Annotated in this window: 19 protein-coding genes; 10 read left to right on the top strand and 9 right to left on the bottom strand. The window is 65.3% G+C overall.

Features of this window, described 5'->3' with window-relative positions; all coding sequences use genetic code 11:
- Positions 1-3 precede the first annotated feature (3 nt).
- Together ACTJI5_RS19505 and ACTJI5_RS19500 are read right to left on the bottom strand one after the other, a co-directional pair.
- Complete coding sequence (locus ACTJI5_RS19505) at positions 4-135, bottom strand: hypothetical protein (RefSeq protein WP_440861480.1); 132 nt, start codon at positions 133-135, stop codon at positions 4-6.
- Positions 132-1,325, bottom strand: coding sequence for an MFS transporter (locus tag ACTJI5_RS19500; RefSeq protein WP_440861479.1), 1,194 nt, complete (start codon positions 1,323-1,325; stop codon positions 132-134). The genes ACTJI5_RS19505 and ACTJI5_RS19500 overlap by 4 nt, the downstream gene beginning before the upstream one ends.
- Before the next feature lie 186 nt (positions 1,326-1,511).
- On the opposite strand from ACTJI5_RS19500, the gene ACTJI5_RS19495 reads away from it, so the two are divergent.
- Together ACTJI5_RS19495 and cobT are read left to right on the top strand one after the other, a co-directional pair.
- The gene (locus ACTJI5_RS19495) at positions 1,512-1,916 is read left to right on the top strand and encodes an endonuclease domain-containing protein (protein ID WP_058536621.1); all 405 of its coding nucleotides are present in this window, start codon (positions 1,512-1,514) and stop codon (positions 1,914-1,916) included.
- On the top strand, positions 1,913-3,736 hold the full coding sequence (gene cobT / locus ACTJI5_RS19490) for a cobaltochelatase subunit CobT (RefSeq protein ID WP_440861478.1): 1,824 nt from the start codon (positions 1,913-1,915) through the stop codon (positions 3,734-3,736). Before ACTJI5_RS19495 ends, cobT begins: the two co-directional genes overlap by 4 nt.
- Here cobT and ACTJI5_RS19485 read toward each other — a convergent pair.
- Positions 3,733-4,629 carry a LysR family transcriptional regulator gene (locus tag ACTJI5_RS19485; protein WP_440861477.1) on the bottom strand — a complete coding sequence of 299 codons (897 nt, stop codon included), beginning with the start codon at positions 4,627-4,629 and terminating at the stop codon, positions 3,733-3,735. The genes cobT and ACTJI5_RS19485 overlap by 4 nt on opposite strands.
- Positions 4,630-4,724: 95 nt before the next feature.
- Between ACTJI5_RS19485 and ACTJI5_RS19480 the strand changes: the two genes are divergently transcribed.
- Positions 4,725-5,222, top strand: coding sequence for a cupin domain-containing protein (locus ACTJI5_RS19480; RefSeq protein ID WP_440861476.1), 498 nt, complete (start codon positions 4,725-4,727; stop codon positions 5,220-5,222).
- A gap of 100 nt (positions 5,223-5,322) precedes the next feature.
- Here the strand turns inward: ACTJI5_RS19480 and ACTJI5_RS19475 are convergent, their stop codons facing one another.
- Positions 5,323-5,766 carry a hypothetical protein gene (locus ACTJI5_RS19475; RefSeq protein WP_440861475.1) on the bottom strand — a complete coding sequence of 148 codons (444 nt, stop codon included), beginning with the start codon at positions 5,764-5,766 and terminating at the stop codon, positions 5,323-5,325.
- Here ACTJI5_RS19475 and ACTJI5_RS19470 point away from each other — a divergent pair.
- The 6 genes from ACTJI5_RS19470 (at position 5,732) to ACTJI5_RS19445 (ending at position 12,441) form a co-directional block, all read left to right on the top strand.
- Positions 5,732-6,457 (top strand): hypothetical protein, encoded by a 726-nt coding sequence (locus tag ACTJI5_RS19470; RefSeq protein ID WP_440861474.1) that lies wholly within the window; start codon positions 5,732-5,734, stop codon positions 6,455-6,457. The genes ACTJI5_RS19475 and ACTJI5_RS19470 overlap by 35 nt on opposite strands.
- Positions 6,454-6,978, top strand: a complete 525-nt coding sequence (locus ACTJI5_RS19465; RefSeq protein WP_310252083.1) for a hypothetical protein — start codon at positions 6,454-6,456, stop codon at positions 6,976-6,978. Before ACTJI5_RS19470 ends, ACTJI5_RS19465 begins: the two co-directional genes overlap by 4 nt.
- 193 nt (positions 6,979-7,171) lie before the next feature.
- Complete coding sequence (locus tag ACTJI5_RS19460; protein WP_440861473.1) at positions 7,172-8,818, top strand: acetolactate synthase large subunit; 1,647 nt, start codon at positions 7,172-7,174, stop codon at positions 8,816-8,818.
- A gap of 110 nt (positions 8,819-8,928) precedes the next feature.
- Positions 8,929-10,362 (top strand): aldehyde dehydrogenase family protein, encoded by a 1,434-nt coding sequence (locus ACTJI5_RS19455; protein ID WP_440861472.1) that lies wholly within the window; start codon positions 8,929-8,931, stop codon positions 10,360-10,362.
- 151 nt (positions 10,363-10,513) lie between these two features.
- Positions 10,514-11,395 (top strand): UDP-2,3-diacylglucosamine diphosphatase, encoded by an 882-nt coding sequence (locus ACTJI5_RS19450; RefSeq protein ID WP_440861471.1) that lies wholly within the window; start codon positions 10,514-10,516, stop codon positions 11,393-11,395.
- Positions 11,392-12,441 (top strand): glycosyltransferase family 4 protein, encoded by a 1,050-nt coding sequence (locus ACTJI5_RS19445; protein ID WP_440861470.1) that lies wholly within the window; start codon positions 11,392-11,394, stop codon positions 12,439-12,441. Before ACTJI5_RS19450 ends, ACTJI5_RS19445 begins: the two co-directional genes overlap by 4 nt.
- On the opposite strand, the gene ACTJI5_RS19440 is transcribed toward ACTJI5_RS19445, so the two are convergent.
- On the bottom strand, positions 12,438-14,894 hold the full coding sequence (locus ACTJI5_RS19440; RefSeq protein ID WP_440861469.1) for a TonB-dependent receptor plug domain-containing protein: 2,457 nt from the start codon (positions 14,892-14,894) through the stop codon (positions 12,438-12,440). The genes ACTJI5_RS19445 and ACTJI5_RS19440 overlap by 4 nt on opposite strands.
- A gap of 200 nt (positions 14,895-15,094) precedes the next feature.
- Here ACTJI5_RS19440 and guaA point away from each other — a divergent pair, with 200 nt between their 5' ends.
- Positions 15,095-16,681: a glutamine-hydrolyzing GMP synthase gene (guaA, locus tag ACTJI5_RS19435; RefSeq protein WP_440861468.1), complete on the top strand. Its 1,587-nt coding sequence runs from the start codon at positions 15,095-15,097 to the stop codon at positions 16,679-16,681.
- Positions 16,682-16,852: 171 nt separating this feature from the next.
- On the opposite strand, the gene ACTJI5_RS19430 is transcribed toward guaA, so the two are convergent.
- From ACTJI5_RS19430 to ACTJI5_RS19415, 4 genes are read right to left on the bottom strand one after another with little or no spacing between them, the layout of a single operon-like run.
- Positions 16,853-17,155 (bottom strand): hypothetical protein, encoded by a 303-nt coding sequence (locus tag ACTJI5_RS19430; RefSeq protein WP_440861467.1) that lies wholly within the window; start codon positions 17,153-17,155, stop codon positions 16,853-16,855.
- Between the two features lie 47 nt (positions 17,156-17,202).
- Complete coding sequence (locus ACTJI5_RS19425; RefSeq protein ID WP_440861466.1) at positions 17,203-18,381, bottom strand: acetyl-CoA C-acyltransferase; 1,179 nt, start codon at positions 18,379-18,381, stop codon at positions 17,203-17,205.
- 3 nt (positions 18,382-18,384) lie between these two features.
- Entirely contained in the window at positions 18,385-19,614 is a 1,230-nt protein-coding gene (locus ACTJI5_RS19420; RefSeq protein WP_440861465.1) for an acetyl-CoA acetyltransferase, read from the bottom strand.
- A 1-nt stretch (position 19,615) separates the two neighbouring features.
- On the bottom strand, positions 19,616-21,307 hold the full coding sequence (locus ACTJI5_RS19415; protein WP_440861464.1) for a class I adenylate-forming enzyme family protein: 1,692 nt from the start codon (positions 21,305-21,307) through the stop codon (positions 19,616-19,618).

The following is a 21,307-nucleotide window of genomic DNA, read 5'->3' as shown; positions in this document are numbered from 1 at the left end:
CGGCTAGAAGCCGCACATGATCGCGAAATTGGTGAGCCAGACGACCGGCCCCGCGCCGGTCCACAGCCACAAACCGCCCGCCGCGATCAGGATAAAGAGCGCGAGCGCCACCCCGTCCTGCCGCGCGAGTTTCACGCCGGTTGCAGCCGCTTGACCGGCGCGTCGGCGATCGGCAGGTGGACGAGCCCCGCGAACAGCCCGAGCGCGATCGAGAAGCCCCACGCGATATTATAGCTGCCCGTCGCGTCGAAGATCAGCCCCGCCATCCACGCGCCGAAGAAGCTGCCGAGCTGGTGGCTCAAAAACACGATGCCATAGAGCATCGAGAGATAGCGGATGCCGAAGATGCGCCCGACGATGCCGCTGGTGAGCGGCACGGTGCCGAGCCACAGGAAGCCCATCGCGGCCGCGAAGACGAGCGCGCTCGCATGGCTCAAGGGCAGGAAGAGGAAGAGCGCGATCACCGCCGAGCGTGCGGTGTAGAGCGCCGACAGCACATATTTCTGGCGCATCAGGTCGCCCGCGCGGCCGAAGACATATGAGCCGAGGATGTTGAACAGCCCGACGAGCGCGAGCACCTGCGCACCGATCTCGATCCCCAGCCCCTTGTCGTCGAGATAGGCGGGAAGATGCGTCGCGATGAAGGCGATGTGGAAACCGCAGACGAAGAAGCCAGCGTTGAGCAGCCAGTAACCGCGGTGAACGGCGGCCTCGCGCAGCGCCTCGCGCGCGGTCTGCTCCTCGGCCTGCAGCGTCCCGGGCGTGTCGGTACGACCCGCAACGCCGATTGCGAGCAGGCCGCACAGCGCGACGAGCCCCGCCATGATCCACAAAGTCTGGTGATAGCCGATGTCGCCGAGCAACATCGACGCGAGCGGCACGACGAGGAACTGGCCGAGCGAGCCGCCCGCGGTGACGATACCGAACGCGCTGCTGCGCTTTTCGGGGCTGACGACGCGCCCGACCGCACCGAGCACGACGACGAAGGTCGTCGCCGACTGCGCCATGCCGATGAGCAGGCCAAAACTGATATGCAGCCCGATCGCGTCGGTCGCCAACGCCGCGCCGATCAGCCCGAGCGCATAGAGCAGCGCCCCGCCGAGCACGACGCGCCCCGCGCCATGCTTGTCGGCGAGCGCGCCGACGAAGGGCTGAACGAGACCGAAGAGCAGGTTCTGGAGCGCCATCGCGAGCCCGAAGTCGGAGCGGCTGATGCCGATATCGACGCTCATCTGCGGCAGGAACAGGCCGAACGACTGGCGCACGCCCATCGCGAGCGTGACGATGAACGCCGCGCAGGCGATGACGACCCAGGGCTTTTTCATGGGGGAGAGTGCGGGGGAGGACATAGGCCGCGGATGCGCCTCCCTTCCGTTTGCGTCAAGCGAGCTTAGCTATATTCCCACCAAGCCAAAAGCTGGGTAGCAAAGCAAACCCTCCCCCTTGATGGGGGAGGCAGCGAGACTTGCCAGCTTGCTGGCTAGTCGCAGCGGTAGGGGTGTGGTTGCGCCATGAAAAGAACGCCACCGGATGGCTCCACCCAGCGGGCAAGGCGATTGCGGACGGACATGACGGACGCCGAACGCAAAATCTGGACGCTGCTGCGCACGGCCTTTCCGGATTGGCGCTTCCGCCGCCAAGTCCCTATCCGCCAATATATCGCCGACTTTGCCAGCCACCGTGCCCGGCTCGTAATCGAAATCGACGGTGGCCAGCACAATGAAAAAATTGATGGCCCGCGCACGGCGATCATCGAAAATGACGGCTATCGCGTGGTTCGTTTCTGGAACAATGATGTGCTCGCCAATATTGACGGTGTCGCTACCCTTCTGACAAAGGCTTTGGACGAGACGTCACCCCCACCCAACCCTCCCCCATCAAGGGGGAGGGCTTTAGAAGACCGCCCCGCACGATGACTGCCCAATCTCCCCTCGACGATTTCAAGGCCGCCCTGTCGAGCGTCGCGCGCGCGGTCACCCGCGATGCCGAGGTCGAGGTCGGCTTTACCGCCGACGCACCCGCGCAGATCGGCAAGGCGATCAAGGTGCCGACGCCGTCGCGCACGCTGCCCGCCGATCAGGTCGCCGAGGCACGCGGTTTCGCCGATTCCTATGCGCTGCGGATGAAGCATCACAGCGAGAAGCTGCACGCCGCGGCTCGCCCCGCCGATCCGATCGCCGCCGCCGCGTTCGACGCGATGGAGCGCGCGCGGGTCGAAGCGCTGGGCGCGCGCCATATGAACGGCATGCGCGGCAACCTTGCCGCCAGCCTCGCGATGCGGATGCGCAGCGATCCGATCAGCCGCGCGCAAGGGCGCGAGGATGTGCCGATTTCGAGCGCGCTCGAACTGATGCTGCGCGAGGCGCTGACCGGCGAGCAGGCGCCGCAGGGGACCGAGACCGGGCTGTCGCTGGTGCGCGAATGGATCACTAACGAGGCGGGCGGTGACCTCACCGCGCTGTCGATGCTCCTCGACGACCAAGCCGCCTTTGCCGAAACCGCGAAGCTCGCGCTGCGCCACCTCGACCTGATCCAGAGCGACGAGCCCCTGGAGGAAGGCAGCGAGGACGGCGGCGAGCAGGACGAGAGCGAAGCCGAGGAAAGCCAGGAAGAGCAGGAAAGCGAAGACGGCGGCGCCGGTGAAAGCCAGGTCGACGCGCGCGCCGAAATGGCGGGCGATCAGGCCGACGACGGCGACAGCGACCCCGACGCGCAGGAAATGGAAGCCGACGGCGAGCCCGAAATGGGCGGCGAAGGCGACGAGGGCATGCTGCCCGTGCGCCCCAACCGCCTGCCGAGCGACATTCCCGATTTCAACTATCTGCGCTTCACCGAAAAACACGACGAGATCATCGCCGCGACCGAGCTGTGCGATGCTGACGAGCTGACGCGGCTGCGCGCCTATCTCGACACGCAGATGCAGCATCTGCAGGGCGCGGTGACCAAGCTCGCCAACCGGCTGCAGCGCCGGTTGATGGCGCAGCAGAACCGCGCGTGGGATTTCGATCAGGAGGAAGGCCAGCTCGACGCCGCGCGGCTCGCGCGCGTCATCGTCTCGCCCGGCCAGTCGCTGTCATACAAGATCGAGCGCGATACCGATTTCCGCGACACCGTCGTCACCTTGCTGATCGACAATTCGGGGTCGATGCGCGGGCGGCCGATCAGCATCGCCGCGATCAGCGCCGACATTCTCGCGCGCACGCTCGAACGCTGCGGCGTGAAGACCGAGATTCTGGGCTTCACGACGCGGACGTGGAAGGGCGGGCAAAGCCGCGAGGATTGGCTCGCCGCGGGGCGCCCCGCCCACCCCGGGCGCCTGAACGATCTGCGCCACATCATCTACAAGCCCGCCGACGAACCCTATCGCCGCGCGCGCAAGTCGCTCGGGCTGATGATGCGCGAAGGGCTGCTCAAAGAGAATATCGACGGAGAGGCGCTGACGTGGGCGCACAGCCGCATCATCGGCCGCCCCGAAGAACGCAAGATATTGATGGTAATTTCGGACGGCGCGCCGGTCGACGACAGCACGCTGTCGGTGAACCACGGCGCCTATCTCGACCAGCATCTGCGCCAGGTGATCGACTGGATCGAAAACCGTTCGCCGGTCGAGCTGTGCGCGATCGGCATCGGCCACGACGTGACGCGCTATTACAGCCGCGCGGTGACGATCATGGACGCCGAGCAATTGGGCGGCACGATGGTCGAGCAGCTCGCGGGGCTGTTCGACATCGACTAGCGCGCGGGAGCCGTCACCTCGCCGGGGCCGGCGATATGACGCGTCAAGGCATCGACCAGATAGGCAAAGACACGGTCGAAGCGGCTTAACGAACGCAGATCGGGGTGCATGAGCAACCACATCTCGACCTCGGGCGCGAAATCGGCGGGAAGCAGACGCACCAGTCCACCCGACAGCGGCGCGTGGCACACGCCGATACCGCACCCCGCCCGGATCGCCGCGAGCTGCGCCATGTCGCTATCGGACCGCAGCGCGAAGTCGTCGCGCGCGATGCGCTTCCCCGCCACGCGAAAAATATCGGTGTAGGCGAACGGGCGGTCGAACCCGATCAGCCGGTGCTCTCGCAGATCCTCGGTCCGCTCCACCGCCGGCCGACCGCGCAAATAGGCGGGATGGACATAAAGGCCGAGCTCGAAGGCGCCGATCCGCGTCGCGACCAGCGCGTCCTGTCGCGGGGGCGCCATGCGCACCGCGATGTCGGCCGCCCGGCGCATCACATCTTCGTCGCTGTTCGATACCGCGAGCTCGACCACGAGCCCCGGCCACCGATCCATCATGTCGCGTATGATCGGCGGCAGAATCTCGGCCGCGGTCACTTCGCTGGCCGCGATCCGGATGCTTCCTTCCATGGCATCGCGGCCACCCGACGCCGCACGGGTCAGCGCCCCGGCGGCATCGGCCAGCGCCCGCGCATGCGGCATCAGCGCGAGCGCGGCGTCGGTCGGGGACAGCCCGTCGGGGGTGCGAAGAAAAAGGCTTTTGCCCAGCGCCGCTTCGAGCGTCCTGATATGACGGCCCATCGTCGGCTGGCTGATCCGCAACCGCCGTCCGGCGGCGGACAGCGACCCCGCCTCCATCACCGCGAGGAAGCTTCGGTAAAGCGACCAATCCACATCTCTTATCATTCATATGTGAATGGCAGATATGGCAATTTATGCAATATCGTTGCCGCGTGTGGCGGCCTAGGGCGAGCCATCAGGAGAAAATCATGCCCCCACAATCGCTCAACATCTTCACCCAGGCTTGCGCGCCGCTTCCCGAACCGATCCGCGCGACCGGCCCCGCGGCCGAACGCTACGCCGTCGACGTCGCCATGGCGGGCGCGCTGCTCGGAATGGAGCGGCTCGGTTGTAACATCTTCGTTGTGCCGCCCGGGAAACGCGCCTTCCCCCTTCACAACCATCATGCGACCGAAGAGCTTTTCGTGATCCTGGAAGGCACCGGATCGTTCCGGCAGGGGAATGATTCCGTCCCGGTCGGGCCGGGGGACATGCTGGCCTGCCCCGCCGGCGGGGCCGACAGCGCGCACCAGATCGTCAACGACGGAACGCAGCCGCTGCGTTATCTGGCGATAAGCACCCGCCCCGAGCTCGACGTCATCGAATATCCCGACAGCGGCAAGACCAGGGTGATTGCGGGCGGCACGGGCTTCGACCTGCTGGTCGGCCGCGATGCCGCGACGCCGGGCTATTGGGACGGCGAATAGTCGCGAGGTCATCCGGCCGTCGATCGAACGAAAAAGGGGAACGGCAACACCGCTCCCCTTCCCTGCTTCGTGAGGCCATCCGGCCTGTGCCGAAAGCCCCCTATTTCTTCTTGCCGGTCCACGCCTCCGGATCGAACCCTTCGAGCGTGTCGCCCTTTGCCCCGGCGGCAATCTCTTCCGCGGTCAGGAACTTGATCGCGACGCCGCCGGCCTTGGTGCTGCCCCAGCTCATCGCCGTGATCCGGCTGTCGCCATATTTGGCGCCGATCACGGCATCGGCGCCCAGCTTTTCGCCGCGTTCCCAAATCTCGTTGTAGATCTTCTGCTGCGATGCTTCCTTGCTGAAAATTGTCGCCTTGCGGACCCCCGCAGTCACCACGCCGATGATCTTGTACGGCTTGTCGGTGATGTCATAGGGGAAAACGGGCACACCCATTTCCTCGTTGACCATCACATAGGCGACATCCTTTTTCTTCGCGATTGCGGGTGTCGAAACCGCAATTGCGGCGATGCTCACCACCGCCAGAATCTTTGCATATTTCATCGTCTGCTCCCCCCTGGTTAACCCGCAACAATTCTCTCTCCTTTTCAACCGGGTCAACAAGATTCTGGCTTGGCAACTTCGCCTATTCATGGCCTATCTGACGCGGGGTTGCAGGGGGCAGACAATGGCATTGATATTCGGCGCGGCGGTGGCCGCTTTACTTGCGGCGTCGGCACAGTCCGCGGCGGCCGTCGAAACAAGCAATGCAGCAGAACCGGCCCCGGCGATCGCCGCCGAGCCCGCCATCGCGCCGCTGGTCCTGAAACGCGATACGCCGATTCACTTCATGGTGGTGTCGGAGGTGACGACGAAGACCCACACGCAAGGACATCGGTTCAGGTTGCGCGTCGACAAGCCGGTGCTCATCGACGGCGCCCTCGCGCTGCCCGTCGGCACGACGGCGTGGGGCGAAGTACTGGCCGCGAAGAAGAGCGGCAGTGCGGGTAAATCGGGGTCGCTGGAGGCGCGGCTGCTTTATGTCGACGTCGAGGGATACCGGGTGCCGATCAGCGGCAGCAATACCGCCAAGGGTGCGGGCGGCGGCGCCGAGACCGCGCTGGGCGTCATCGCGCTGGGGCCGCTCGGCCTGCTCGCCCGAGGCAATAATGCGAAGATCAAGGCCGGCGAGCTGATGACCGGCTTTGTCGAACAGGACACCGAAATTCCACGCCCGAAGCCGGCCGCACGGTGAAACAACATCGCGCCTTTCTTGCCGCGATCGGACTGGTCCTTGCATATCCGGTCGTCGGCGAAGAGCCCGGTCCGGCACCTGCCGCATCGGCTTCACGCCTCCACGTGCCGTCGGGCACCTTGATCGAGCTTGTCACGCGCGATGCCGTTTCGACCAAGAAGAATGAAAAGGGCGACCTTCTGTATTTGAAAGTCGCGGTGCCCGTGATCGTCGACGGGGCGACCGCGATACCCGCCGATACCGTCGTCGTCGCTCAGCTGACGCGCGCCGAAAAGCGCGGTGCGTTCGGCCGGTCGGGCAAGCTCGACGTGCAACTGCTCTACGCCGAATTGCCCGGTGGCCCGCTCCGCGTCAGCGGTACGCTGGAGGCGCGCGGCGAGAAGGATGGCGGCGACGACGCCGCGACCGCCGCCGCCTTTCTGCTCCTGCCCTTTCTTTCCACCGGCCGCAGCGCCGAAATCCCCGCCGGTTCGGCGGCTTCGGCGCGCCTCGACCGCGACATATGGGTCGATCGGCGCTGACCGGACACCGCCCGAACGCGCTGGCCGCGCGCAGGGTGACAACGGCTTTTGCCCTCGTTACAACCTCTTCCCGGTGCAGCAGGGACTCGCGGCCTGACGACGAGAGCCACTGTATCAACATATGTGCTGAGGGGTCGCCGGCATGACTTGGGGCCGCATCGTCTTGGTGCGTGGCTGAGGGGGCGACTGACATATGAAAAAAGCATCCGACCTGTTCATCGAGTGTCTGGAGGAAGAAGGCGTCGAATATATTTTCGGCGTCCCGGGCGAAGAGAATCTCGACTTTCTCGACAGCCTGTCGCGCTCGAAGAAGATCAAGCTGATCCTGACGCGGCACGAACAGGGCGCGGGCTTCATGGCCGCAACTTACGGACGCCATACGGGCAAGACCGGCGTGTGCCTTGCGACATTGGGTCCCGGCGCAACCAACTTCGTCACCGCGGCCGCCTATGCCCAGCTCGGCGGCATGCCGATGATGATGATCACGGGCCAGAAACCGATCAAGAAATCGAAACAGGGCCGCTTCCAGATCCTCGACGTCGTCGCGATGATGGGGCCGATCACCAAATATACGCACCAGATGGCCTCGTCGGACAATATCCCGAGCCGCGTGCGCGAAGCCTTTCGCCTCGCCGAGGAGGAAAAGCCCGGCGCGGTGCATATCGAACTGCCCGAGGATATCGCCGACGAACATACCGACAGCCTGCCGCTGAAGCGCAGCCACTCGCGGCGCCCGAACGCCGATGTGAAATCGATCCGCGAGGCGGTGAAGGCACTCGAAAATGCGAAGTCGCCGGTGCTCGTCATCGGCGCCGGCGCCAACCGCACAATGACCGGCCGCATGCTGCTGCAATTCATCGAAAAGACCGGCATCCCCTTCCTGACGACGCAGCTCGGCAAGGGTGTGATCGACGAGCGGCATCCGAAATTTTTGGGCTGCGCTGCGCTGTCGTCAGGCGATTTCGTCCACCGCGCGGTCGAGGCGTCGGACTGCATCGTCAACCTCGGCCATGACGTGATCGAGAAGCCGCCCTTCTTCATGCAGCGCGGCGGCCCGACCGTCATCCATGTGTCGAGCAAGACTGCCGAGGTCGATCCGGTCTATTTTCCGAACATCGAGGTGATCGGCGATATTGCCAATGCCGTGTGGCAGATGAAGGAGGATATCGTCCCCAACGGCGGGTGGAAATTCGATCATCTGCTCGCCTATCGCAAGGCCGAGGTCGACCATACGACGCCGCTGGCGAAGGACGAGCGTTTCCCGATCTTCCCGCCGCATCTGGTGCAGTCGGTGCGCGACGCGATGCCCGACGACGGGATCATCTGCCTCGACAATGGCGTGTACAAGATCTGGTTCGCGCGCGGCTATACCGCGTGCAAGCCGAACACCGTGCTGCTCGACAATGCGCTCGCGACGATGGGCGCGGGGCTGCCGTCGGCGATGATGTCGGCGATGGTCTATCCGGGGCGCAAGGTCATGGCGATCTGCGGCGACGGCGGCTTCATGATGAACAGCCAGGAGATGGAGACCGCGGTGCGGCTTGGGCTCAACATCACCGTGCTGATCCTCAACGACAACAGCTATGGCATGATCCGCTGGAAACAGGCGAACATGGGCTTCAAGGATTGGGGGCTGACCTATGGCAACCCCGATTTCGTCAAATATGCCGAGGCTTATGGTGCGCACGGTCACCGCGTCGAGAGCGCGGCGCATCTGAAGGAATTGCTGGCGCATACGCTGAGCACGCCGGGTGTGCATCTGATCGATTGTCCGGTCGATTATTCCGAGAATGACCAGATTTTGAACAACGACATCAAGCGGCTGTCGAAAGAATTGTAATTCCTGCTTCCTGTTCCCCGGCGAAGGCCGGGGCCCAGAGCGCCTTTGCGCTATCGTCGCGCGTTCTAGCCCTGGGCCCCGGCCTTCGCCGGGGAACGGAGAGGTGAAAAATGAAGTTGAAAGACGTCTATCCGCTCTATCTCAACAACAAGGCGGTGCAGCCGAACACCGACCTTGAGGTGATCGACAAGTTCACCGGCGAGGTCGCGTTCCGCACCGCGCTGGCAACCCCCGATGTGATCGATGAGGCGATCGCGGGCGCCGTCCGCGCAGCCGAGCCGATGGCGCGGCTCGCGAGTTTCGAGAAGCGCGATGTGCTCACGCATTGCGTCGGGCGGTTCCAGGAGCGGTTCGACGAACTCGCTTATGCGCTGTGCGTCGAGGCGGGCAAGCCGATCGCCGACAGCGAGGGCGAGGTCACGCGCCTGATCGACACCTTCCGCATCGCCGCCGAGGAAGCGACGCGCAATTATGGCGAAGTCCAGCCGCTCGACATTTCGGCGCGCGCCAAGGGCTATATGGGGATGTGGAAGCGCGTGCCGATCGGGCCGTGCAGCTTCATCTCGCCGTTCAACTTCCCGCTCAACCTCGCCGCGCACAAGATCGCGCCGGCGATCGCGATCGGCTGCCCGTTCGTGATGAAGCCCGCGTCGCTCACGCCGCTCGGCGCGATCATCATGGGCGAGGTGCTCGCCGAGTGTGACATCCTGCCCGAGGGCGCGTTCAGCATCCTCCCCGCGACGCGCGCCGGCGCCGACCTGTTCACCACCGACGAGCGGCTGAAGCTTCTGTCCTTCACCGGCTCACCCGGCGTCGGCTGGGACCTCAAGGCAAAGGCGGGCAAGAAAAAGGTCGTGCTCGAACTCGGCGGCAATGCTGCGGTCGTCGTCGACAAGGACGCCGACCTCGACCATGCCCTCGCGCGGATCATCTTCGGCGGCTATTACCAGTCGGGGCAAAGCTGCATCCATGTGCAGCGCGTGATCATCCATGAAGAGATTTACGACAGGTTCCGCGACATGCTGACCGCAAAGGTCAAGACGCTGAAATCGGGCGATCCGAAGCATCGCGACACCTTCATCGGCCCGATGATTTCGGTCAAGGAAGCGCAGCGGCTGAAAGGCTGGATCGACGATGCGGTCGCCGCGGGCGCGACGCTGCTCGCGGGCGGCGGGTGCGAGGGCAATATGCTGGAGGCCGCGCTGCTCGAAAATGTGCCGACCGATACCGACGTCGTGCACGAGGAAGCGTTCGGCCCCGTCGTCATCCTGTCGAAATTCACCGACTGGGAAGCCGCGCTCGCCGAGGTCAACGACAGCAAGTTCGGGCTGCAGGCCGGGCTGTTCACGCGCGACATCCATAAAGTGCTCGACGCGTGGGATCATCTCGACGTCGGCGGCATCGTCGTCAATGACGTGTCGAGTTACCGCGTCGACAACATGCCCTATGGCGGGGTGAAGGATAGCGGATTGGGGCGAGAGGGCGTGCGCTTTGCCATGGAAGATATGAGCGAAATCAGGAACCTGGTCATTCGGCGAACCTGATTGGATCATGGTTAACCGGATATGTGTCAAATAGGCAACGTCACGGAAGTGACGCCAAACCGTCGCCATATTGTCGCGACTTTGAGTCGCAGGGTGTAACAAAACTCCTGTCTAGGCCGTGGGCAGCCCGAGGCTGCTTACGGAGTGTGACATGGCCACGATTTCGACCCTGCCCATCCCCGCGCGTTTTCCCGACCCGTTCACCAGCGACCCGCATATTCCCGAACGCGTGATCGGCGAGCGGCGCAGCTATCGCACCGTTTGGGTGAGCGACATTCACCTCGGCACGCGCGGATGCAACGCCGCGATGCTGATCGATTTCTTCGACCATGTCGATTGCGAGACGCTGTACCTCGTCGGCGACATCATCGACGGCTGGCGGCTCAAGAAACGTCATTTCTGGCCGCCCGAGCATAATGACGTCGTCTGGCGCGTGCTCAAGCGCGCGAAGCGCGGCACGCGCGTCGTCTATGTCCCCGGCAACCATGACGAAATGTGTAAGCCGTTCGACGGCTTCGATTTCGGCGGGGTCGATATCCGCCGCGAGGCGATCCACGAAACCGCCGACGGGCGGAAACTGCTGGTCGTACATGGCGACGAGTTCGACGCGGTGATGCTCGCTCACCGCTGGCTCGCCTTCGTCGGCGACGCCGCCTACACCGCGCTGATGAAGTGCAATGTGGTCGTGAACCGCATCCGCAGCGCGTTCGGCCTGCCCTATTGGTCGCTGTCGATGGTCGCCAAGCACAAGGTCAAGAACGCCGTCCAGTTCATCGGCCGCTATGAGGAAGTCGTCGCGCACGCCGCGCGCTCGCGCGGGGTCGATGGCGTCGTGTGCGGGCATATCCACAGCGCCGAGATGCGCGAGATCGAGGGCACCGAATATTATAACGACGGCGACTGGGTCGAAGGCTGCACCGCGCTCGTCGAACATCACGACGGCACGATGGAAATCCTCCATTGGGCCGAAGAGGTCGCGAGCCGCACCGCGCCGACGCCGCTGAAACTGCCCGCCCCGGCGCGCGCTGCATGAGAATCCTGATCGTCACCGACGCGTGGGAGCCGCAGGTCAACGGCGTCGTCCGCACATTGCAGGCGACGGTCGGCGAACTGCGCGCCGCGGGGCATGAGGTCGGGGTCATTTCGCCCGACCTGTTCCGTTCGCTCCCCTGCCCCTCCTATCCCGAAATCCGGCTCGCCTTTGCCGGCTGGCGCAAGGTGGGGCGGCACATCCGCGCCTTTGGACCGCAGGCGATCCATATCTCGACCGAAGGCCCGCTGGGCCTCGCCGCGCGGCGCTGGTGCATCCGCAACAAATTCCCCTTCACCGCCGCCTATCACACGCGCTTTCCCGAATATGTCGCGGCGCGGTTGCCCGTCTCACCCGCCTTCGTATGGCGCTTCATCCGCTGGTTTCACCGTCCGGCGCGGCACATCATGGTCGCGACGCGCAGCCTGGCGCGCGAACTCGCCGACCAGGGCCTCGGCCAGACGATGATGTGGGAGCGCGGGGTCGACCACGAGCTGTTCCGCCCCGATCGCGCGCCGCACCCGGCCTATGCAGGGCTGGCGCGGCCGATCCAGCTTTATGTCGGGCGCGTCGCGGTCGAGAAGAATATCGGCGCCTTCCTCACGACCGACCGGCCGGGCACGAAAGTCATCGTCGGCGAAGGCCCGGCGCTCGCCGAGTTGAAGGCGCAGCACCCCAAAGCCCTGTTCCTCGGCAAGCTCGGCGGCGAGGCACTGGCCTCGGCCTATTCGGGCGCCGACGTCTTCGTCTTTCCCAGCCGCACCGACACCTTCGGGCTCGTCATCATCGAGGCGATGAGCTGCGGAACGCCGGTCGCCGCCTATCCGGTGCCGGGCCCGGGCGACATCGTGACGGGCGGCGCGGGCGCGCTCGATGAAGACCTCGGCCGGGCGATCGACACGGCGCTCGCGTGCGACCGCGCCGACGCCGAAGCGCTCGGCGCGCGGTACAGCTGGGCAAGCTGCACCGCGCAGTTCGCGAAGGCGTTGACCTTTGTCCCCTCGGAGCCGCCGCGTGAGACGATCGCCGGTGCGCGGGCTGCGGCCTAGAAAGTCTTGCGCCACTCCAGCTCGATATAGCGGCCCAAGGGGTCGATATAGCCCGGCTGGTAGTTGAGCGGCACGCGGCCGTTCGCGTCGGTGATCTTGCGCTGCGCATCGAAGATATTGTCGACCGCAAGACGCAGGCGCGATCCTTTCAGGAACGGCAGCTTCTCGGTGAGCTTCGGCTTCTGACCCAGATCCACGAAGAAGCGCAGGTTGAAGGTCGCGAGGTCGCCGAACTTCAGGTCGCCCGCGGTGCCGCCCGTCACCGTGCTGCCGCTGTCATATTTGGCGCTGAGCCGCACGCCCATGCCCTTGTTGAACAGACCGCCGTCGAGTTCGAACAGATGGCGGTTGCTACCGCCGCCGCTGCCCGTCGCCGACCCGTTCAAAAGATCGAGTTCGGGCACGCCCGGGCGGATCAGCACTTTGTCGGTCAGCTTGATCGTGTGGTAAAGCGAGACCTGCCAGCGCCCGCCCTGCGGCCCGCCGAACATGCCGCCGGGACCGCCGCGGCCGCCGCGACCACCCATGCGCGGGCCGCCGCCGCCACGCCGACGCCCCTCACCGGCGCCCGGTCCGCCGCCTTCGCGCGTGCCCGCACCTTCGGGACGTGCGCCACCGGGACCACCCGCGCCGCGGCCGCGCTGTTCCTGCTGGCCGAAACTCTTGCCGAAATTGAGGCCCCAGCGGATCTGCGAATTTTCGACCCGGTCGAAATTGACCGGCCGCTGGTCGAGCGCGAGCAAAACGCCGTTCGCATCGCGCGTCACGCGATCGGGGAAGGCCGCTTCGATCTCGGGGGTCAGCAACGGAAAGCTGTTCGCGGTGTCATAGCTTTTGTTGCTGTTGTAATTGACCGAGACATTCAGCCCCTCGAGCATCGGCGGCGACCAGTTGAGCCCGAACTTCAAATCGCGGCGCTGTTCGGCGAGCAGGAACGGGTTGCCGCCCGTCGTCGTCGTGATCTGCACCGTCTGGCCGGTCGCAAAGTCGTAATAGGTGACCGCGGGCGTCACCAGCGGCGCGGCGCCGAGCTGCTGGATGCCGGGCGCCGCCTCGTCCTGATTAAAGCTTGCGATCAGCGAGAGATTGTCGGTCACGCCCCAGTTGACGTTCGCGCCCCAGCTCTTGAGCGCCTCGAAATCGCTCGGGTTCTGGACCTGTCCGCTCAAAGTCAGCGAGACGCGGCCGATATTGCCGACCTCATATTCAGGGTCGAGCAGCGGCACGGTCAGCGAGCCGAACACGCTCGGCAAGTCGCGCGCGAGGTCGGTCGTCGTGATGCCATTGGCATTGTCCGACCGGCTGTCGAAGCGCAGCCCCGAATAGCTGCCCGTCATCGACAGGCGGATCGGCCCGGCCCAGCCGTCGGTCACCGTACCCGACAGGTTGGCGTTGCCGCCGAACGTCTGCTGGCTGCTTTCGAACCGGTCGCGCGTTCCGCTGATGCGGTCGGTGAAGGTCAGCTGGTCAGCGTCGGCATAATTACTCGACAGCGACCAGCGCCAGTCGCCGAGCATGCCGTTGACGCTGGCGGTGGTGGTGAGGTTGCGGCTGCGGCCGTCGCGTTCGAGCGGGTCGCCGACGCCGCCGACGCCGGGGCCGAGCAGCGACAGAGTATCAGTCTGGTCGAAACGCACGTTGATCGACGCGTCGGTCGTCTTGTTCAGGCTGCGCTGGATCGTCGCGTCGATCGAATATTCGTCCGAGGCACCGAGCAGGCTGCGCGCGGGTGCCTCGGCAGCCTGCGCCGGATCGTCGTAATCGAGATCCCGCTCACTTTCGAGCAGCATCGATTTATGTTCCCAGCCGGCGTTGACGTTGAGGCGTCCGTTTTCGCCGATCGCGAGGAAACTCGGCTGGATCTCGCTCTGGAAACGGCCGCCCTGCGTCGGGATGCCGCCTTCGCCCTCGACCGCAATCTGGCGGAAATTGGGCTTGAGCACCATGTTGACGACGCGCTCGTCGGCCGAATAGCCATATTGCAGCGCAACTTCCTCGGGGAACACCTCGACCTTCGCGATCGCTTCGGGGGGCAGGTTGCGCACTTCGCCGAAACCGCCGATGCGGCGGCCGTTGACGAGGATGATCGGCCGTCCGCCGCCGCGCCCGCGGCCCGAGCGCGTCTGCGGCGCGAGCGCGTCGAGCAGTTCGGAGACGTTCGACACACCATAGCTCGCGATCGCCGCCTCATCGAGTTCGGCCTCGGCCTTGATGTCGGTGTCGAGCTGGCCCGCGAGGCGCGGCGCGGTGACGACGATCTCGTCCTCGCTGTAGTCGTCATAGGCATCCTCGACCGTTTCGGGCGCGGCCGGCGCGGCCTCGGCCGGCTGTTCGGCAACCGCGGTGGCGGCCGGCGGGCCGATCGGCGCCTCGGCCATCGCGGGCAGCGCGAACGATGCGCCTGCGGCGAGCAGGGCGGCGCGTGCGGAAATGGTCAGGCGGATGTTATTCATTGGGGGAGAACCTTTGTTTCTTTTCTGTCTTCGTTTTTTTCTTCGCATGAGAGCGCTTAACCCTCGATGACGCCGCGCTTTGTTCGCGGTTCATTTATGTCGCGCAATTGTCGCAACAATGTGTCGATGCCCATGCCTGTTCGATAGGCCGTCCATATCGACCGCTGGACAGCATGAGCCTTCGCCCTTATCGGCCACCCATGCCGACTCCAGACTCTTCCGCTCCGCCCGAATCCATCCTGATCGTCGATTTCGGCAGCCAGGTGACCCAGCTCATCGCCCGCCGCGTCCGCGAGGCCGGCGTCTATAGCGAGATCGTCCCGTTCAGCGCCGCCGAAGCGGCGCTCGAACGGATGAAGCCAAAGGGCGTGATCCTGTCGGGCTCGCCCGCCTCGGTCCCCGCGGCCGGCAGCCCGCGCGCGCCGCAATCGATCTTCGATAGCGGCCTCCCCATCCTCGGCATTTGTTACGGCCAGCAGGTGATGAGCCAGCAGCTCGGCGGACAGGTCGAACCCGGCGGCGCCGATGGCGAACGCGACGGCGAATTCGGCCGCGCCTTCCTGACCGTCACCGAGCCGTGCGTGCTGTTCGACGGCCTGTGGGAAGTCGGCGAGCGCCACCAGGTGTGGATGAGCCACGGCGACCGCGTGACCCAATTCGCCCCCGGCTTCCGCATCGTCGCGATCAGCGACGGCGCGCCCTTCGCGCTGATCGCCGACGACGAGCGCCGCTATTACGGCACGCAGTTCCACCCCGAGGTCGTCCACACCCCCGACGGCGCCAAGCTGATCGCCAATTTCGTCCGCCACGTCTGCGGCTGCAGCGGCGAATGGACGATGGCCGAATTCCGCGCCACCAAGATCGCCGAAATTCGCTCGCAGGTCGGCGACCAGCGCGTGCTGTGCGGCCTGTCGGGCGGGGTCGACAGCGCGGTCGCCGCGGTGCTGATCCACGAAGCAATCGGCGAGCAGCTGACCTGCGTCTTCGTCGATCATGGCCTGCTGCGCATGAACGAGCGCGAACAGGTCGAGCGCCTGTTCCGCGACCATTACAACATCCCCCTCGTCGTCGTGGATGCCGAGGAACGCTTTATGAGCGGCCTCGCGGGCGTCACCGACCCCGAGAAGAAGCGCAAGTTCATCGGCGCCGAGTTCATCAACGTGTTCGAGGAAGAAGCGAAGAAGATCGGCGGCGCCGACTTCCTCGCGCAGGGCACGCTCTATCCCGACGTCATCGAAAGCGTCTCGTTCACCGGCGGGCCGAGCGTGACGATCAAGAGCCACCACAATGTCGGCGGCCTGCCCGAGCGCATGAACATGAAGCTCGTCGAACCGCTGCGCGAATTGTTCAAGGACGAGGTGCGCCTGCTCGGCAAGGAACTTGGCCTTCCTGACATTTTCGTCGGCCGCCACCCCTTCCCCGGCCCCGGCCTCGCGATCCGCATCCCCGGCGAAGTGTCGAAGGAACGCTGCGACATATTGCGCAAGGCCGATGCGGTCTATCTCGAGGAAATCCGCAACGCGGGGCTCTATGATGCGATCTGGCAGGCGTTCGCGGTGCTGCTGCCCGTCAAGACCGTCGGCGTGATGGGCGACGGCCGCACCTACGATCATGTCTGCGCGCTGCGCGCCGTAACCTCGACCGACGGCATGACGGCGGACATCTATCCATTCGACGCAAGCTTCCTCAGCCGCTGCGCGACGCGCATCATCAACGAGGTACAGGGCATCAACCGCGTGGTGTACGACTATACGTCGAAACCGCCGGGCACGATCGAGTGGGAGTGACGGTATCAATCGATATCAATCGACTACAATCGGTAGGAGCACTTCGATTGCGCGACTATTTTATTTCAGATGACCCTAAGTAGCAGCAATCACTGACAAAGCTGACGTGACCCGTTCACTCTGTCGGTTTGACGGGCGCAGTTCTGCGTTGACGGATTTTGGGCGCTGGCGTCACCTTCGCGCGATCTTCCAGACTGCTTTGGCGACGATCAGCGATCCAAGCCTCAACCTACTCCAAATCCCACACCACACATCGCGGCGTGAGATTGAATCGACGCGGAAACTCGCCTCGTCTTTCCATCTCAAAAATGGTGCTGTCAGCCAAGGGACGATGAGCTTGAGCTCGTTTCGGCGGATCATTCGGGGCAGTCCTGTGAATATCGCGCCGGCCCCTGAATTATTGACACGGTTTTCGGCAGAATGATCTTGGTAAGACATCATGACGATACGCACGCGATTAGGATTTTTTGCCATAGTTTCCTTCGCGGAGGCCATTGATATGCCCTGCACTTCCGACAGCCTCACTGACGCAATTGGGCGCCACCGAGCCGTTGCACGATCATGGCGGCCCCCACGCCCATAGCCCCCGTCAAGACGACCATTCCATAACGCCCGTTCCAGGCATCAAGGGCGTCGAGCAGCGTCGACGTCAGAATCGCGCCGCTGGCGCCCATCGGATGACCCTTCGCCAGGTGCCCGCCGCCGACATTGACGCACGACGGATCGGCGTCGCGGTCGCGGAGGAATTTGGCGATGGTGACGGCAAAGGCCTCCATGAATTCGATCCGGTCGAGATCCGCGAGACCAAGGCCGGCGCGCGCGAGCACCTTGTCCATCGCGGCGAAGCCAGCGGTCAGCGAGGCGGCCGGATCGCCGCCGCTTTCGGCAAAGGCGATCACGCGCGCGCGCGGGGCGGGGCCGAGCCCTTCGGCGCCAACGAGCGCGAGGCCCGCGCCGTCGCAGATCGGCGGGGCGTGGGCGATGCTGTGGAGCGGCTCGAAGGTCGCGCCGTCGAGCGCGCCGGCATATTGCGGCTGCAGGTCGCCGAAGGCAGGCGGCGCGGCGGCGAGCGATTCGGCCGTCGTCTGCGGCCGGATGCATTCCTCGCCGGTCAGTGCGCCGGTCGCGATGCGCGAATGCTGCAAGCGCGGGTCGGCATCCGCTGCCGCCGCCTTTTGCTGCGAGGCGAGAGCAACCGCGTCGAGCTCGGCGCGGGTGATGCCTTCGGCGTTCGCGAGCCGGTCGGCGGCGAGCACCGGCGGGACAAAGCGTGCGCGGGCCGGCAGGCTATCGTCGTCATAATAGGCCGCGCGGTCGCCCAGAAACGGGCTCCGGCTCATCGATTCGATCCCGCCCGCGAGGATGCACGCGGCTTCGCCGCTCGCGACCTTTGCGACCGCTTGACCGATCGCCGATAGCCCCGATGCGCAATAATTGTTGATGCTGTGCGCCGCCGTCGTGTCGGGCAGGCCCGCATGGAGCTTTGACACCAGCGCGATATGCCCGCCCTGCGCGCCGCTTTGCGTGACGCAGCCGAGGAGCAGCGCATCGGGATTGGCCGCGACATTGCCGCAGCGCGCCGCGAGCGCCGCCGCCTGCTGGCGCACGAGTTCCTGCGGGGTCAGCGCGGCGAGACCGCCATCGGGCCGCGCCTTGCCGCGCGGTGTCCGCACCGCGTCATAGAGATAGACGTTGGTCAAGAATCAGACGCCGACGACGAAGCTGACCGCGGTCGTTGCGCTGCCGCCGACGTTGAAGGTCGCGAAATTGCGCGCACCCTCGACCTGATAATCGCCGGCGTTGCCGGTGACCTGGCGCCAGCTGTCGAGCAGCATCCGAACCCCCGTTGCACCGACCGGATGGCCAAGGCCAATCAGCCCGCCCGACGGATTGACCGGCAGCTTCCCGCCGAGCGCAATCGTCCCATCCTCGACCGCGCGCCAGCTTTCGCCCGGCGGCGTGATGCCGAAATGGTCGATCGCCATATATTCGGTGATCGAGAAACAGTCGTGCACCTCGACCCCGTCGCACGCATAGACGTCGGGCATTTCGGCGCGGCGCAGCGCATCCATCATCGCCTTGCGCACGCTCGGGAAGACATAGGGCGCACCGCGGCTTCCCGCGACCTTGGTCGAGTAAAGCAAAGGCGCGGTCGAATGGCCCCAGCCCTTGATGCGCGGGATCGCGTCGACAGAAATGCCGCGCCGCTTCGCATAGGCTTCGGCAACCGCGTGCGAGGCGAGGAAGATCGCCGCGGCGCCGTCGGTGACCTGGCCGCAGTCGGATTTGCGCAGGCTTCCCTCGATTAGCGGATTGACCTCGTCATTCTCGCCGAGATGATCGTCAGTGACCGCCCAGCCGCGCGTCTGCGAGTTCGGGTTCTTCTTCGCATTGGCGAAATTATTCGCCGAAATGCCACGCAGATGGGCGTGGTCGAGCCCGAAGCGTTCGTCATATTCCTCGGCGACGCGCGCGAACATATACGGCCAGACGTAGCGCGCCTCCTGCGCTTCACGCCCTGCCCAGGCCGCGGCACCAAGATATTCGGCGGCGCGCTGGCCGGGGACGTTGCGCATCAGCTCGATGCCGAGCACGAGCGCGAGGCCGTAGCGCTCGGCCTCGATCTCCGCCGCGGCGGCGAGGATCGCGATGCTGCCCGACGCGCAGGCGGCCTCATGCCGCGAGGCGGGAATGCCCGCGAGATCGGGATGGACATGGCCGAAGAAGCCGCCGAGCTGGCCTTGGCCCGCGAACAGCTCGCCGACGAAATTGCCGACATGCGCGGTTTCGACCTCTTTCGGCTCGATGCCCGTCGCGACGAAGGCGGCCTCGGCGACCTCGCGGAACAGCTCGAACAATCCGCCGCCTTCGCGCTCGAGGTTGCGCGCAAAGTCGGTCTGGGCGCCGCCCAGGATGAAGACGTCCTTGGCCATGTCAGGCCTCCTTTTCGAGAGTGGCGAGCGCCATTTCGCGCACGTCGCTACGCATCACCTTGTTGGTGACGTTGCGCGGCAGCGCGTCGAAGCGGAACAGTCGCTCGGGCAGCTTGAAGACCGCGAGATCCTTTTCGCGGAGATAGTCGGCGACCTCGCTCATCCCGACATCGCCCGGCCCGCGCGGAACATAGGCGAGGCCGATGCGCTCGCCCATCACCGGGTCGGGGAGCGAGAAGGTGCAGGCTTCGGCGAGCAAAGGATGGCCGCCGAGCAGCTGGTCGATTTCCTCGGGCGAGATGTTGACCCCGCCACGGATGATGAGATCCTTGCAGCGCCCGACGAAGCGATAGAAATCGCCGCCTTCGGCAATCTCGAACAGGTCGCCGGTGCGGAACCAGCCGTCGCCGGTGAAAGCATCGGCGGTGCGTTCGGGGGCGTTGTGATAGCCCTCGAACAAGGTCGGGCCGCGGATCTGGAGTTCGCCGGATACGCCATCTTCCTCGATCGGATCGCCCCCATTTGGCGGCACCAGCCGGCTCTCGATATTATACGCCCGCCCCTCGCCATAGGGCGGGACGTATCGGCCGCGGCGCGGGAACAGGCTCGCGCGCTTGTCGGGATCGGGCATGTCGCCCTCGCCGGTGATGAAGCTCATCCCCTCGTTCGACCCGAAGACGTTGACGATGATGATCCCGAGCTTTTCCTGAAAGCCGCGCACCATCGCGGGCGCGAGCGGCGCCGAGCCCGAGGCGATGACGCGCAGGCTCGACAAGTCGACCGACGCAAGCAAGGCCTCATTCTGCAGCAGCATGTTGAGCACCGCGGGCGGCGCGATCGTCAGGCTCGGCCGCTCGGTCGCGATCTGCTTGAGGTAGACGCCGGGGTCGAAGGGATGATGAAGCACCATCGTCCCCGCGCTCGTCAGCCAGCACATGGTGATGCCGCCGATGCTCGCCATATTGATCAGCGGGAAGGGGTTGAGCAGCACGTCGCCCGGCCCGACCTTCATCGCCTCATAGCCCGCCCCCGCGACCGCGATCCAGTGATTGTGACTGCGCGGCACGCCCTTCGGGACGCCGGTGGTGCCCGACGTCCAGCAGATGGTGAAGATGTCGTCGGCGTCGACCGGGTTCGCCGCGACATGCGCCGCGAGGCTCGCTTCGTCTCCCCTGGCGACCGAGAGGTCGAGCGCATCCACCGGCGGGTTCGGGCCGAAAGTCATCAGCCGGATGCCGTCGAGTAGCGGTGCCGCGACGCCGACATGGTCGCAGCCCTTGACCTGCGTCGCACAGACGAACGCCTTGGGTTCGACGACGCCGATCATGGCTTTCAGCTCGTGGCTGCGATACTGCACCGCCGCCGGGCTGACGATCGCGCCGATCTGTGCGGCGGCGAAATAGAGCGCAACGAACTCGCTGATGTTGGGCAATTGGACGAGCAGCACGTCATCCTTGCCGATCCCTGCGACGACCAGAGCGCCAGCCAGCCGGTCAATTTCGGCCTCGAGTTCAGCATAGGTCAGACGTTGCGGTTCGCCGAAGGCAAAGTCGCCGCGATTGGGTGCATCGACCAGCGCCAGCCGATCGGGATGCGCCACCGCGTTGGCGAAAAACAGGTCGGCGAAACTCTTGTCGCCCCACCAGCCGCTTTCGCGATGCTGTCGCCGTTTATCCTCTCCCGCGGCGATCAT

The sequence above is a fragment of the Sphingopyxis sp. 22461 genome, assembly GCF_052044915.1.
In the GTDB taxonomy this organism is placed as follows: Bacteria; Pseudomonadota; Alphaproteobacteria; order Sphingomonadales; family Sphingomonadaceae; genus Sphingopyxis.
This window is presented reverse-complemented; position numbering and strand designations above follow the sequence as displayed.

Bases quoted from the DNA above. Each gene is read 5' to 3' on its own strand.
- ACTJI5_RS19500 (WP_440861479.1), bottom strand. From the start codon at position 1,325: ATGAAAAAGCCCTGGGTCGTCATCGCCTGCGCGGCGTTCATCGTCACG.
- guaA (WP_440861468.1), top strand. From the start codon at position 15,095: ATGCCGACTCCAGACTCTTCCGCTCCGCCCGAATCCATCCTGATCGTC.
- ACTJI5_RS19450 (WP_440861471.1), top strand. From the start codon at position 10,514: ATGGCCACGATTTCGACCCTGCCCATCCCCGCGCGTTTTCCCGACCCG.
- ACTJI5_RS19460 (WP_440861473.1), top strand. From the start codon at position 7,172: ATGAAAAAAGCATCCGACCTGTTCATCGAGTGTCTGGAGGAAGAAGGC.
- cobT (WP_440861478.1), top strand. From the start codon at position 1,913: ATGACTGCCCAATCTCCCCTCGACGATTTCAAGGCCGCCCTGTCGAGC.
- ACTJI5_RS19420 (WP_440861465.1), bottom strand. From the start codon at position 19,614: ATGGCCAAGGACGTCTTCATCCTGGGCGGCGCCCAGACCGACTTTGCG.
- ACTJI5_RS19445 (WP_440861470.1), top strand. From the start codon at position 11,392: ATGAGAATCCTGATCGTCACCGACGCGTGGGAGCCGCAGGTCAACGGC.
- ACTJI5_RS19495 (WP_058536621.1), top strand. From the start codon at position 1,512: ATGAAAAGAACGCCACCGGATGGCTCCACCCAGCGGGCAAGGCGATTG.
- ACTJI5_RS19440 (WP_440861469.1), bottom strand. From the start codon at position 14,894: ATGAATAACATCCGCCTGACCATTTCCGCACGCGCCGCCCTGCTCGCC.
- ACTJI5_RS19415 (WP_440861464.1), bottom strand. From the start codon at position 21,307: ATGATCGCCGCGGGAGAGGATAAACGGCGACAGCATCGCGAAAGCGGC.
- ACTJI5_RS19475 (WP_440861475.1), bottom strand. From the start codon at position 5,766: ATGAAATATGCAAAGATTCTGGCGGTGGTGAGCATCGCCGCAATTGCG.
- ACTJI5_RS19470 (WP_440861474.1), top strand. From the start codon at position 5,732: ATGCTCACCACCGCCAGAATCTTTGCATATTTCATCGTCTGCTCCCCC.
- ACTJI5_RS19480 (WP_440861476.1), top strand. From the start codon at position 4,725: ATGCCCCCACAATCGCTCAACATCTTCACCCAGGCTTGCGCGCCGCTT.
- ACTJI5_RS19455 (WP_440861472.1), top strand. From the start codon at position 8,929: ATGAAGTTGAAAGACGTCTATCCGCTCTATCTCAACAACAAGGCGGTG.
- ACTJI5_RS19430 (WP_440861467.1), bottom strand. From the start codon at position 17,155: ATGGCAAAAAATCCTAATCGCGTGCGTATCGTCATGATGTCTTACCAA.